Here is a 12,416-nt window from a genome sequence, read left to right as displayed (position 1 = left end):
GACGTACCGACGCCGAACGGCACCTACCCCTACGAGCGGACCCCGGATCGGAGATCGGTGATGGCGAAACGGCTGAGCATGCTGATGCGGATGGGCAACCTGACCCGGACGGGCCAGGTCGGTGACGGCCGGGAGGAGGCGCTCGCCGACTACGTGCTCGCGCACGCCGCCCCCGGGGACGTCGACGACGCGATCCGGGTGATCGACGAGTACGCCTACCGGCAGGCCACGCTGATCAACATCGGGGACGAGAAGGGCTTGGTACTGGACGCCGCGGTGCGGCGGGCCGAGCCCCGGCTGCTGCTGGAGCTCGGCACGTACTGCGGGTACAGCGCGCTGCGGATGTCCCGGGTGATGGCACCGCAGGCCCGGCTCTGCTCCATCGAGTTCAGCGCCGCCAACGCCTCGGTGGCCCGACGCATCTGGGACCACGCCGGGCTGGGGGAGCGGGTCACCGTGCTGCACGGCACGCTCGGGGACGACGGGCGCACCATCGACCGCCTCAACTCGGAGCACGGCTTCGGCCCGGGCCTCCTGGACTTCGTCTTCGTCGACCACATCGCCCGGGCCTACCTGCCGGACCTGCAACGCATCCTCGACCAGCGGTGGCTCCACCCGGGCTCCATCGTGCTGGCCGACAACATGAAGGTGCCCGGCGCGCCGCACTACCGCGCGTACCTGCGTGAGCGCGAGGGCACGCAGTGGCGCACCCGCGAGCACCACGCCCACGTCGAATACCAGTCGTGGGTCAAGGACCTGGTGCTGGAGTCGGAGTACCTGCCCGCCGGGGCCGCTGCCGCAGCCGGCGGCACCGGCCCCGCGCCCGCGTGACGACGGACCGCTCCCGGCCGGACCCGGGAACCCATGACCACGAGGCCCACGAGGGCCCGACGGAGAGGAACCAGCAGTGACGGCGACGGCGGACAAGACCGCGATCCGGACCGCGTTGTGGCGGGCCCTGCACGTCCGGGCCGATCGCGAGCCGCACGTGTTCGAGGACGAACTCGGTGCGCGGCTGGTGGCACCGGACGACGACTGGCGGTCCCGGCCGGACATGGACCCGGTGCGCAGCGCCCGGGCGCGGGCGTCCATCGTGGCCCGGGCCCGGTTCACCGAGGACCTGGTCGTCGAGCAGGCCGGCCGGGGCGTCGACCAGTACGTCATCCTCGGCGCCGGCCTCGACACCTTCGCGCAGCGGCGTCCGCGGGGCGCCGAAGGCGTGCGGGTCTTCGAGGTGGACCAGCCGGAGACGCAGGCGTGGAAGCGGGCGCGGTTGACCGAGCTGGGCCACGGGGTGCCCGAGGGGCTGCGGCTGGTCCCCGTCGACTTCGAGGCGGACGACGACTGGTGGCAGCGCCTGACGGAGGAGGGCTTCGACCCCGGCCGCCGGGCGGTGCTGGCCTGCTCCGGCGTGACCATGTACCTCACCAGGGACGCGGTCGCCGACACGCTCCGCAAGGCCGCGGCCCTGGCCGAGGGCTCCGCCCTGGCCATGACGTTCATGCAGCCGGTCGACCTGGTCGACCCGGAGGAGCGGGGCGCACGGGAAGGGGTGGAGCACGCCGCGCGCGCCGACGGGACGCCGTTCCGCAGCTTCTTCGGCCCGGACGACATCCTGCGGATGGCCAAGGAAGCCGGGTTCCGGCACGTCGAGCACCTCTCCGCGGACGATCTCGCCGAGCGCTACTTCGCCGACCGGGCGGACGGCCTCCGGCCCTCGACCATCGAGGAACTGCTGCTCGCCACCACCTGAGGCGTGACGACGAACCAGCCTGCGTGAACTGACGATTCGTCATGTCACGCAGGCTGGTTCCGTGTTGGTGCCACAGCCCTCGTGTGCCTGGTGTGCCTGGTGCGCGAACGGGCTCCGGGCCTGCCGCGGGTGCGCGGCAGGCCCGGAGCCCGATGGGTGCGGTGGTGTCAGCCCCTGCCCCGGACGTACGCGTTCGCCCGCCGCTCGAACTCCTCCGGGCTCACGTCCTCGATGCGGGTGGCGAGCGTCCAGCGGTGCCCGAACGGGTCGAGGAGCTGCCCGGTCCGCTCGCCGAAGAACTGGTCCTGGACCGGGCGCTTCGCCTCCGCGCCGGCCCGCACGGCCTGGGCGAAGGCGGCGTCCACGTCCGCCACGAACAGGTACAGGGTGACCGGCGTGCCGCCGAGGGCCCCGGGGCCGGGCAGACCGGCCGCGGGGGACTCGTCGGACAGCATCACGATGGTGCCGCCGATCCGGATCTGCGCGTGCGGCACCGAGCCGTCGGGCGCGGTGTACCGCTGCAGCTCCTTCGCCCCGAAGGCCCGGGAGTAGAAGGCGATCGCTGCGTCCGTGTCGGCCACGGACAGGTACGCCGTCAGTTCGGCGTAGCCGGCCGGAATCGGCTTGACCACGGTTGACCTCCAAAGATGCGTCGGATGCGGAGCGCGGCTACCGCACGCCCGCGGTGATCTGGTCGAGCGCGTCGAGGACCGCCCGCAGCTCCTCCTCGGTGCCGAGGGAGATCCGCAGGTGACCGGGGAAGCCGAACATCCCGGTGTCGCGCACGAGGATGCCGTGGTCCCGGGCCAGGACGTCCTGGGCCTTGCCGGAGTCGGGGACCGCGACGGTCACGAAGTTGGTGACCGAGGGCAGCCAGGGGTACCCGCGGCGGTCGAGCTCGGCGCAGAACCGGCGGCGCCGCTCCTCGGTCTCCCGCCGGACGCGGACCAGGAACTCCTGGTCCGCGAGGGCCGCCACCGCGGCGGCCTGCGCGGCCCGGTTCACGCTGAACGGCAGCACGGCCAGCGTCCGGCGCACCTCGGCGATCAGCTCGGCGGGACCGAGCGCGTAGCCGATCCGCAGCGCCGCCAGCCCGTAGGCCTTGGAGAAGGTGCGCAGGGCGAGCACCGGGGTGCCGTCCCGCAGCAGGCTCCTGGCCTGCGGCTGGTCCGCGGGGCCGAACTCGTGGTACGCCTCGTCGAAGACGAGCGGGGTGGCGCTGCCGCGCGCCGCGGCGGCCAGCGTGTCGAGCGCCGCCCCCGGCAGTGCGGTGCCGCACGGGTTGTGCGGATTGCACACGTAGCCGATCCCGCATTCGGGGAGCCGCTCCGCGAACGCCGCGGGGTCGATCCGGGGGCCGTCGAGCGGTACCCGGACGGCGCCCCGGCCGATGCGCTCCAGCGCCGCCAGGTAGCCGGGGAAGGTGCCGGCGTTGACCAGGCCGGGGCGGTCCCGGTCGCCGAGGGTGAGCGCGGTCGCCAGCACCAGCTCGTCGCTGCCGTTGGCCACCGCGATCTGCTCCTCGGGCACCTCCCAGTGCCGGCTGAGGTGCCGGACGAGCCCCTCGCGCTCCGGCGACGGGTAGCGGTTGATGCGGTCCAGTTCCCCGGTCACCGCCGCGACCGCGGCGGGGCTCGCGCCGAACGGACTCTCGCTGAGGTGCAGGCGCACCAGCGAATCCGCCGACGGGACACTGGTGTTGTAGATCACAGATGATCTCCCACCAGGATCCCGAAGCAGTAACTCCCCACCGTGGCCTCCAGGGTGAGGAAGCAGTGCTCGCTGCCGGCCGGGATCCGCATCACCGCCGGCGACACCAACTCGTGGCGCACGCCGTCGAGATGGACCTCGATGCGGGCCTGGCCCGGTTCGGGCGAGACCAGCAGGTAGAGCTCGTCGACGTCATGGGTGTGCGGAGCGGCGACGGGCCGGCCGACGAGCTTGCTCAGCTCCCCGCCGGCGAGCTGCACGGGCAGCCCGCCGAACATCTCCGCGGTGACGTAGAAGGGCGCGGGCCGGTGGTGCCCGGCGACCGCGAGCGGGATGGGCAGTGCGGTGATGATCTCGGCGTCCGTTCCGGTCGCCCGGTCCTGCACGGTCACGACGCCTCCAGGACGAACAGGTAGGTGTGCGGAGCGCCGAACGGCACCGTGCGGCGCAGGTGCATCCCGCCGCGTTCGAAGAGCCGCTCGTACTCCTCACGGGTGTGGATGGGCACGCCCATCAGCGCGTGGGCGAGTTCGAAACCGCTGGAGAAGACCGGCAGCCGGGAGTCCTCGCCCTCGGTGCGCGGCCGGATCGTGGTGTCGGCCAGCAGGAAGACCCGCGCCTCCGGGAAGGACTTGCGCAGCCGGGGGATGACCTCCTCGCGGCGCTCCGGATCGGCCAGCAGGTCGTGCAGGAACATGAAGCTCATCACGACGTCGGCCTCGTCGCCGCCGTCGACCTGGTGCTCCTTGAAGAGGATGTCGAGCACGTCCGCGCAGACCGGCTGCACGGTGCCGCTCAGGCCGTGCCTGGCGACCGTCTCGTGCGCCAGCACCGTCGCGGGCCGGCTGATGTCGATGCCGATCCCGCGGCTGCCGGGCCGGTCCTTGACCAGCCGGGAGATCCGCTCGCTGACGCCCGCGCCGAGGTCGACCAGGGTGCGGAAGTCGATGCCGGCGATCTCCTCGTCGAGGATGTGGCGCATCAGCGCGGTGTCCGCCTGGGCGGATCCGAGCGCGACCATGGCCTCGTCGCGTTCCAGGTCGACGCGGAAGCGGCGGTCGCCGCGAGCGACCGGCGCCGCGTTGGCGAAGATGTCGTGGTAGCCGCCGACGCCCCAGGTGAAGAAGCCCAGGGCCCGGGCGACGTCCTCGCTGAGGGCGGTCGCCTGGACCCGGTCACCGTGCACGTCGAGGTACCCGAACGAGCCCGCGGCCCGGACGAGCGCCCGGAACACGGCGGTGTCCAGTGTGTTGGTGGCGCAGAACGAGGGAACGTCGAGCGTCCGCTCTGCGGTCAGGTGTTGGAAGACTCCGAGCTGTGCCAGCGCGTGCACCACGTTCGCGCAGATGTAGCCGTTGAACGCGGTGTCCGGATTCAACGGGGTCAGCGCCTGGCCTTGCCATTGCACAGGGAGTGCTTGTGCCGACGACAATTCACACCTCTCAGATCTCACTGCGGAAAACCGGTGCGTCGGCGGGGGCGGCGCGACCGCCCCCGCCGACGCCGTCCCGCGGCTGGGGGCGGGGGCGGCCGTGCCGCCGCCCCGCCGCGGGAACGTACTCAGGCCGGCTTGTGCGCCAGGTTGGTGGCGAGGGAGAAGGGAGTGAGGTCGACCTCCGGCGTGACGCCGCGGTGCAGGTCGCGGATGATCCGGCCGGCGGTCGGCGCGTGGGCCAGGCCGTGACCGGTGAAGCCGGCCGCGAACAGGATCCGCTCGTGCGCGCCCTCGCCCCGGCCGATCAGCGCCGACTTGGTCGGGGTGACGTCCAGGGTCCCGGTCCAGGCGCTGTGCAGCTTGGCGCCCGCGGCCTTCGGGTACCACTTCGGCAGCTCCTCGACGGCCGCGTCGAACCAGATGTCGCGCATGCCCTCCTGCTTGGAGATGCGCTCCAGGCCGACCAGGAAGCCCTTGCCCCGGCCCATCGTCTTCAGGCCGGAGACGGGGTGGAAGGTGAAGGGCGTGTCGGTGTCGGTGTCGGAGATCGGGTCGGTGTACAGCAGCTCGGCGAACTGGCCCCACACCGGCAGCTCCATACCGGCGAGCTTGGCGACGTCGCCACCCCACGGCCCGGCCGCGATGACGATCGCGTCCGCGGTGAACTCCCCCGCGGTGGTGGTCACCTGGCCGCTGCGGGCGTCGATGCCGGTCACCTCGGTGCCGCTCAGCAGGCGGGCGCCGAGCTTCGTCGCCGCGTCCGCGTACCCCTTGACGATCGCTTCCGGCTTGACGCGGTAGCACTCCGGGGACCAGACCGCCGCCTCGAAGGTGCCGGCGTGCAGCCAGGGGTTGTACTCGACGGCCTGAGCGGGGGTGAGCAACTGGACGTCGGCGCCCACCTCGCGGTGGGCCGGCAGCAGCGCCTCGATCTCGGCCGCCTGCTCGGGGCTGGTCAGCACCGTGAGCAGCCCGAGGTGCTTCAGCCCGAGGTCGGTGTTCGTCGTCGTCGCGAACGCGTTGAACTCGGCCATGCTCCGGACCGCCAGCTCGGAGTCGTACGGCTTCTTCGGGAAGTAGGTGCGGAACGCCCGCGCGGTCTGCGACGTGGTGGCCTCGCCGAAGCGGTCCCTCTCCAGCAGGAGCACGTCGATGCCGGCCTTGGCGCAGTGGTAGGCGATGGACACGCCGATCACGCCGCCGCCGATGATCAGCAGTTCGGCGGAGCTCTTCCCGTCAGGCATGTGCACTCCTCGCGGTGGTCGGACGGAACGTCCAGGTGTCGCCCCCCAGTTCCCACGGGAACAGCTGCAGGTTCCAGGAGCCGAGGGCGTTGGTGTAGGTGGCCAGGTGGGAGAGCAGCGCGATGAAGTCCTCCTTGGAGGTGGTCTTCTCCTCGATGACGGAGACCACCTCCTGAGTGAGGTCCCACAGTGTGTTCAGCCCGCAGTAGCCGAGGAATTCGGTGGGCTTGACGATGAGGATCCGGGCCATCTCGACCAGGGCGGACAGCGGTGCGTCGGTCAGCCGGGCCGCCCGCACCAGGCCGGTGTGGGAGACGTAACCCAGCGGCCGGGTCTCGCCGTTGATGCAGACCAGCGTGGTCAGGACCGAGCCCTTGGTCCCGGCACCGGTGTCGAAGCGGCCCTCGTGCGCGGCGACCAGTTCGTCGGGCGGATCGATCAGGACCCGCTCGGTCTCCGCGGCGATCCGCTCGATCAGGTCGCGTGCCCGGACGGACTCCGCCGGCACGCGCCGCACCCCGTGGCCGGACTCGCCGTCCACCCGCCGCACCTGCGCGAGGATCGGGGCGCCGTTGCCGTGCACCGAGTCCCAGACCAGCTGGCCGATCTTCGGCAGCGCGTCGAGGTCCTCCGGGACGACGGAACCGATCGGCGCGGCGGGCATCGGCTCGGTCAGCTCGCCGTACTTGATGGTGAGGTGCTGCACCGCGGAACAGAAGACGGTGCCGCTGGGCTGGATCTTGCGGTCGACCTTGTGGTCCGGCACGGCGTGCAGGAGGTCGTGCGCCGGCGGAACGTGGTAGATGCAGTCGCCGGCCACGAGCGCGTGTCCTTGCAAGGTCTGGTACGGCAGCGCGGCCCAGAGCGGCTCGACGAGTTGCGCGTTGCGGCCTTCGTCGAGGGTGATGCGAACCCTGGCGTCGATCGACGGCCAGGCGATCTCAAACTGGCGCATTGTTCCTACTCCGTTCTCCTCGGTTCCTCCAATGCCCGCATGCGTTCAACAGGTTCGCGGGCCGTCGGATAGTGGCGTTGGGACGCTATCAGCGACCGGAATCTCCGGGTAGGGAAATCCGCCGCACCTCCCGAAAAGCTTTCGACTTTGTCACGTCGATATCTCGGCGGTAAACCCGGTGTTTGTCAGTCGGGTTTGTCAGTCGTGTTTGTCGGTTGTGTTTGTCAATCGCGTTTGTCAGTCTCCCGGGTTCCGCGGCGGCTTTGTCGGTATTTCGGGGCCGACCTGACAAAGCCCGGGTCCGGACGGCGTGGGCGCGAACGGCGTGAGGTCGACACCGGGGGAGCGGCCGAGGTGGAGGTCGCGGATCATCCGGCCGGTGGCGGGTGCCTGGCCGAGGTCCTGGCCGGTGTACCCGGCCGCGACCAGGATCCGCTGGTGCGCGCCGCCCGCCCTGCCGATGCAGGGCGTCCTGGCCGGGGTGACGTCCACCGTCCCGGTCCACACGCTGTGCAGCCCGACGCCCCCGAGCTTCGGGTACCGCCTGGCCAGCTCCTCGGCGGCCTCCCGGAGCCACACCTGCCGCATGCCCTCCTGCCGGGAGACGCGCTCCAGACCGACCAGGAAGGACCGGCCGGCGCCCAGTGTCTTCAGCCCGGACGCCGGGTGCACGGTGAAGGGGACGTCGAGCTCGCCGTCGGCGAGGACCGGGTCGGTGCCGAACAGCTCGGCGGTCTGCGCCCACAGCGGGAGTTCCAGGCCGGCCGAGGCCGCGAGTTCGCCGCTGCCGGCCTCGGCCGCGAGGACGACGGCCTCCGCGGCGAACTCCCCGCGGTCGGTGGTGACGCGGCCGCTCCCCGCGTCCAGCCCGGTCACCCTATGGCCGGTCAGCAGCCGGGCGCCGTGTTCCCGCGCGCCGGCGGCGTAGCCCCGCATCACCGTGTCCACGTCGAGGAGGTAGGACTGCGGGCACCAGATGGCGGACTCGGTGCCGGCCGGGTCCAGCCAGGGATTGCGCGCGCGGGCCTGGTCCGGGGTCAAAGGTTCCAGTTCCACGCCGACGGCGCGCTGGGCCGCCGCCTCGCGCTCCAGCGCGGCGGCCTCCTGCCGGTCGGACGCCACCACCAGCCAGCCGACGTCCGAGAGCACCAGGTCGGCGCCCCCGGCCGGGGCGAACGCCCGGTAGTCCGCGAGGCTGCGCACCGTCAGCTCGGAGTTGTGGACCTTCCCCGGCTGGTAGGTGCGCACCGGGCGGGGAGCCGGCGCGGTCTTTGCGGCGTCCGGGCCGAGCAGGACGACGTCGATGTCCGCCCGTGCGCAGTGGTACGCGATCGACAGCGCGGTCACTCCGCCGCCGATGACGAGCAGGTCCGTGGTGTGTGGCCGGCCAGGCATGTGCTCCCCCGTCTGAGGATTTCCGGTGTCGGAACGTGCGGTGCGGGAATTCACGATGCCGGAATTCACGATGCCGGAATTCACGGTGCGGGAATTCACGGTGTCGGAATGCGCGGTGTCGGAATGCGCGCTTCAAGGGTGTGCCGGAGCGGCGGTGTCACCCGAGGTCTGTGCGGTAATCGGTTCGGGCGAGCAGCCGCACGAGATGGGCGACGGACGCGAGCGTGACGTGCCGGTGCCAGCCCGGAAAGGACCGGCCGCTGAAATCCCAGATTCCGGCGTTCCGGGAGACGGATTCCAGGTCCCGGTCCACCCGGCGCACGAGCCGGGCCAGTTTCAGCACGGTGGCGGCCGACACCGTCGTCAGCGTCGTCAGCCACAGCTCTTCGCACACGTTCTCCCCCACCGGGCTGACCGCGATCAGCCGCAGCGGCGCCTCCGCCCCCGGATGGGGCCGCTCGACGTCGGCGGGCCACCGGACATCGACGGTGGTGATCAGGTGGCCCTTCTCGACCGCGGGATCGGGGCCGTCGACCGGCCGGCGGCGGAACCTGGCCGCCTCGACGATCCGGCGCGCGGTGAGCGGCCCGTGCGGGCGGCGCCCGGTCAGCGCCGGGTCCTTGATCTGCAACGGCAGGGTCGCCGAGATCCGTACGAACAGGGGCACCTCGGCGGCGTGCAGCGGCCGCAGGAGCTGGGCGCGTTCCATGGCGCGCCCGTCAAGCACCACCGGCCGGTCGGGGCCCCCGGTGCGGGCCAGGACCTGCAGCAGGGCGCGGGCCGTGCACTCGCCGAGGGACTCCGCGCCGATGTCGTCGGGCATCCCCGCCCGCCGGCGCCGGTGCGCGTCCTCGACCCAGTCCTCGGGCACCTGAAGGCGCCAGCTGACCGGGGTGCTCGCCGTCTCGGAGACCGCGAGGACGCCGACCGCCCGCTGCCCGTTGACGGCCTTTCCCCGGATCGGGTCGAACCGCCGGCTCACCGCCACGGACTGCCGGCCCACCTTGGGGATCAGCACCGGGCGGATCACCCACGCCTCGGGCTCCATCGTCCGTGCCACGTACCGGGTGAGCGCGGTGCGGACGGGCTCCCAGTCCCAGGTGGAGTCGCTGATGAAGTGGTGCAGCCGCTGATCGATCCCCGGGCCGTCGACGAAGGCCGCGATGTTGCGGATGGTCTTGCGGCCGGGCGTGCCCAGGAGCCCCCGCAGGTACTGACGGGCCCTCAACCGCTGGTCACGCCGGGTGAACGTGGCGAACAGCTCGGCGCAGACCCGGTCGAGGACGAGCTCCGTCGGGTCGGACGAGCCGGTGAGCCCCAGCAGGGGGGTCGGGTCGTCCGGGGCGCGCGGGGCCGGCACCGCCGGGGCGGGCAGTGCCGCGGACGGGCCCGGTGCCCCGGCGCCGTTCGGGCCCGGCGCCCCGGTGTCGCACGGCGCCTCGGGCACCTCCCGCAGGCTCCGGCGCAACCGGTTGAGCACGTCGACGACGGTGCACGGTTCCAGTTCGAATTCCGCCGCCACCTGGTGGACCGGCGTGCTGGGCTTCGGTGCCGGCGGCGTCCCGGGGAACTCGGCGTACCGCGGCGCCGCCGCCGGGCGGGTGCGGTCCAGCCGGACCAGGTTGGTCGGCGGGGAGTCGGGGACCTCCAGGCGGCCGCGGAGCGCGCGCACCGTCCGCGGATCGAGCCCGGTCACCGAGGCGATCGCCCGGTCCGGCCAGTGCCGGCGCGAGTTGAGGATGCGGGTGGCCGCCGCGGTGCGGTCGTCGAAGGAGAGGGGCATGCCGTGCCGGGCGTTGGACGACACCGCGGCGACGAAAGCCTCCTCCTCGTCCCCGTCGAAGAAGACCACCTCGATCGACTGGTCACCGCGCAGTTCCGCGGCCTTCAGCCGGTGCATTCCGTCCAGGATCCGCATCGTCGTGCGGTGGACGAAGATGGGCGGGAATTTGACCGGTGACCGGGCGAGCGTGGTGATGTATTCCTGGTTCTCCCCGTGCGTTCTGATATTTTCCCCGTGTCGCAGAATACGAATGGGAATCGTGCAGGCCGGCAGAACCGCCGGCGACTCCGGTGTCGAAAGGACCTCGGCCACGCTGTCGACCTGAGCGGCCGCAGCTTGTTCCCAGCGCATTGGTGCCCCCTCATCCAGTGAGTCCGTGTGGGGTATGGGTGTACCTGGAGAAAGCGAAAGGGTGGGATGGCCGGCCGACGCGCCGCACACCTGGCGCGCGCAGGAAGTACGCCACGCGGTACTCGATTCGGGAGATTCCCCCGACGGATCCCCGGCTCATGCTGAATTGGCAGATCTCGGCCCCAGGCTATACAAGCACTCGAAGGACAACAAGTGTGCGAGTCGATCGCCGCGGCAAGGGCGCTCCGTATTCTTCTCCCCAGTCGGACGGGTTACCGGAAATACCCAGTCGGACGGGTGCCCGAATGACCCAGTCGGACGGGCGGCGCGGAAACCGCGGAAATGCGCGGCCGCGGTCGGCCGCCGCCCCGGGACACCGGCCCGCGGCCGACCTGATGTGGAAGCACCTCACCTGACACAGTGCCCCGACGGGCATTGGCCCCGCCGCGCACGAGACCTGAGACTGAGGCGCAGTCAGCCGCCGATTCCCACCAGACCGTGTGTACCCGCCGCTTCGGGAGATCACCGTGCTCACTCGTACACCACCCGAGGACGCCTCGGTCACCGCCGCGTGCGACCTGGAGCTGGGTCCGGCGGCACAGCAGCCCCCGTGGCCGGACGCGGAACTGGCCCGCCGGGTCCGCGGCCAACTGGCCGCCCTCCCGGGGCTGCTCGAAGCCGAGGAGGTGCTCGCGCTGCGCACCCGGCTCGCCGAGGTCGCCACCGGTGCGGCCCGGGTGGTGCAGGCGGGCGACTGCGCGGAGGATCCCGCCGACTGCACCCCGGGCGACGTCGCCCGCAAGTCGGAGCTGCTGGACCTCCTCGCCGGCCGGATGGAGGAGGGCACCGGCCGCCCGGTGCTCCGGGTCGGCCGGCTGGCCGGCCAGTTCGCCAAGCCCCGCTCCGCGCCGACCGAACGGATCGGTGACCTCGAACTGCCCGCCTATCGCGGGCACATGGTGAACAGCCCGGAGCCCGCCCCGGAGCGCCGGCGCCCCGATCCGACCCGGATGATCTCCGGCTACCGGCTCGCCGACGCCGTCCTGCGGTACCTGGGCTGGGCCGACCGGGGCGCGCACCGGCGCCCCGCGCCGGAGATGTGGACCAGCCACGAGGCCCTGCTGCTCGACTACGAGGTGCCGCTGGTGCGCCGCTCGGCGTCGGGCCGGGCCTGGCTGTCGTCCACCCACTGGCCGTGGATCGGCGAGCGCACCCGGCAGGTCGACGGGGCCCATGTCACGCTGCTCGCCCAGGTCGTCAACCCGGTGGCCTGCAAGGTCGGCCCCACGATGACGACCGGTGAGCTGCTGGCCCTGTGCGAACGGCTCGACCCGCGCCGGGAGCCGGGCCGGCTCACCCTGATCACCCGGATGGGCGCGGACGGGATCGGCGGCCGGCTGCCCGCCCTCGCCGCGGCCGTACGGGCCGCCGGGCACCCGGTGATCTGGCTGTGCGACCCGATGCACGGCAACACCTTCGCCACCCCGGACGGGTTCAAGACCCGGCTCCTGCCCCGGATCGTGCAGGAGGTGACCCGCTTCCAGGACGCGGTCGGCGACGGCGGCGGCGTCGCGGGCGGTCTGCACCTGGAGACCACCCCGGACGACGTCACGGAATGCGCCCGGACCCCGGCGGACGTCCCGCACGTCGGGGACAAGTACACCAGCCTCTGCGATCCGCGCCTCAACCCGGACCAGGCCGTCGAGGTGGTCTCGGCCTGGCGGACGTGAGCGCCGACCGGCTCGACGGCAGGCAACCGGCGGGCCCGAACCGGAACTTCCCCGTGCACA

The 12,416-nt window shown here is 72.3% G+C and carries 11 protein-coding genes; 3 read left to right on the top strand and 8 right to left on the bottom strand.

The annotated features are described in order from the left end of the window. Positions 1 to 60: 60 nt before the first annotated feature. Positions 61 to 831, top strand: a complete 771-nt coding sequence (locus tag ACZ52J_RS31210) for an O-methyltransferase (RefSeq protein ID WP_465623515.1) — start codon at positions 61 to 63, stop codon at positions 829 to 831. A gap of 76 nt (positions 832 to 907) precedes the next feature. After that, positions 908 to 1,753 (top strand): class I SAM-dependent methyltransferase, encoded by an 846-nt coding sequence (locus ACZ52J_RS31205; protein ID WP_465623514.1) that lies wholly within the window; start codon positions 908 to 910, stop codon positions 1,751 to 1,753. 167 nt (positions 1,754 to 1,920) lie between these two features. Here the strand turns inward: ACZ52J_RS31205 and ACZ52J_RS31200 are convergent, their stop codons facing one another. The 8 genes from ACZ52J_RS31200 to ACZ52J_RS31165 all read right to left on the bottom strand — a co-directional run bounded on the left by ACZ52J_RS31200 (position 1,921) and on the right by ACZ52J_RS31165 (position 10,626). Further along, positions 1,921 to 2,385, bottom strand: a complete 465-nt coding sequence (locus ACZ52J_RS31200; protein ID WP_465623512.1) for a VOC family protein — start codon at positions 2,383 to 2,385, stop codon at positions 1,921 to 1,923. 37 nt (positions 2,386 to 2,422) lie between these two features. Further along, positions 2,423 to 3,463 carry a pyridoxal phosphate-dependent aminotransferase gene (locus tag ACZ52J_RS31195; RefSeq protein ID WP_465623511.1) on the bottom strand — a complete coding sequence of 347 codons (1,041 nt, stop codon included), beginning with the start codon at positions 3,461 to 3,463 and terminating at the stop codon, positions 2,423 to 2,425. Then, a complete protein-coding gene (locus tag ACZ52J_RS31190) occupies positions 3,460 to 3,855 on the bottom strand; it encodes a cupin domain-containing protein (RefSeq protein ID WP_360502028.1) in 396 nt (131 codons plus the stop codon). Before ACZ52J_RS31190 ends, ACZ52J_RS31195 begins: the two co-directional genes overlap by 4 nt. Continuing rightward, on the bottom strand, positions 3,852 to 4,841 hold the full coding sequence (locus ACZ52J_RS31185; protein ID WP_465623510.1) for a methyltransferase domain-containing protein: 990 nt from the start codon (positions 4,839 to 4,841) through the stop codon (positions 3,852 to 3,854). Before ACZ52J_RS31185 ends, ACZ52J_RS31190 begins: the two co-directional genes overlap by 4 nt. Positions 4,842 to 5,023: 182 nt before the next feature. Continuing rightward, on the bottom strand, positions 5,024 to 6,142 hold the full coding sequence (locus tag ACZ52J_RS31180) for an NAD(P)/FAD-dependent oxidoreductase (RefSeq protein ID WP_465623508.1): 1,119 nt from the start codon (positions 6,140 to 6,142) through the stop codon (positions 5,024 to 5,026). Further along, complete coding sequence (locus ACZ52J_RS31175; protein ID WP_465623507.1) at positions 6,135 to 7,097, bottom strand: cucumopine synthase-related protein; 963 nt, start codon at positions 7,095 to 7,097, stop codon at positions 6,135 to 6,137. The genes ACZ52J_RS31180 and ACZ52J_RS31175 overlap by 8 nt, the downstream gene beginning before the upstream one ends. Before the next feature lie 237 nt (positions 7,098 to 7,334). Then, positions 7,335 to 8,492 carry an NAD(P)/FAD-dependent oxidoreductase gene (locus ACZ52J_RS31170; protein ID WP_465623506.1) on the bottom strand — a complete coding sequence of 386 codons (1,158 nt, stop codon included), beginning with the start codon at positions 8,490 to 8,492 and terminating at the stop codon, positions 7,335 to 7,337. A 157-nt stretch (positions 8,493 to 8,649) separates the two neighbouring features. After that, complete coding sequence (locus tag ACZ52J_RS31165) at positions 8,650 to 10,626, bottom strand: IS701 family transposase (protein ID WP_465623504.1); 1,977 nt, start codon at positions 10,624 to 10,626, stop codon at positions 8,650 to 8,652. Positions 10,627 to 11,153: 527 nt separating this feature from the next. Here ACZ52J_RS31165 and ACZ52J_RS31160 point away from each other — a divergent pair. Then, a complete protein-coding gene (locus tag ACZ52J_RS31160) occupies positions 11,154 to 12,356 on the top strand; it encodes a 3-deoxy-7-phosphoheptulonate synthase (protein ID WP_465623503.1) in 1,203 nt (400 codons plus the stop codon). The last annotated feature ends 60 nt before the right edge of the window (positions 12,357 to 12,416 follow it).

The sequence above is a fragment of the Kitasatospora sp. NPDC034035 genome, from assembly GCF_055575755.1.
The sequence above is the reverse complement of the archived record's forward strand: the minus strand, read 5'-3'. Positions and strand labels throughout refer to the sequence as shown.

Bases quoted from the DNA above. Each gene is read 5' to 3' on its own strand.
- ACZ52J_RS31210 (WP_465623515.1), top strand. From the start codon at position 61: ATGGCGAAACGGCTGAGCATGCTGATGCGGATGGGCAACCTGACCCGG.
- ACZ52J_RS31180 (WP_465623508.1), bottom strand. From the start codon at position 6,142: ATGCCTGACGGGAAGAGCTCCGCCGAACTGCTGATCATCGGCGGCGGC.
- ACZ52J_RS31175 (WP_465623507.1), bottom strand. From the start codon at position 7,097: ATGCGCCAGTTTGAGATCGCCTGGCCGTCGATCGACGCCAGGGTTCGC.
- ACZ52J_RS31170 (WP_465623506.1), bottom strand. From the start codon at position 8,492: ATGCCTGGCCGGCCACACACCACGGACCTGCTCGTCATCGGCGGCGGA.
- ACZ52J_RS31165 (WP_465623504.1), bottom strand. From the start codon at position 10,626: ATGCGCTGGGAACAAGCTGCGGCCGCTCAGGTCGACAGCGTGGCCGAG.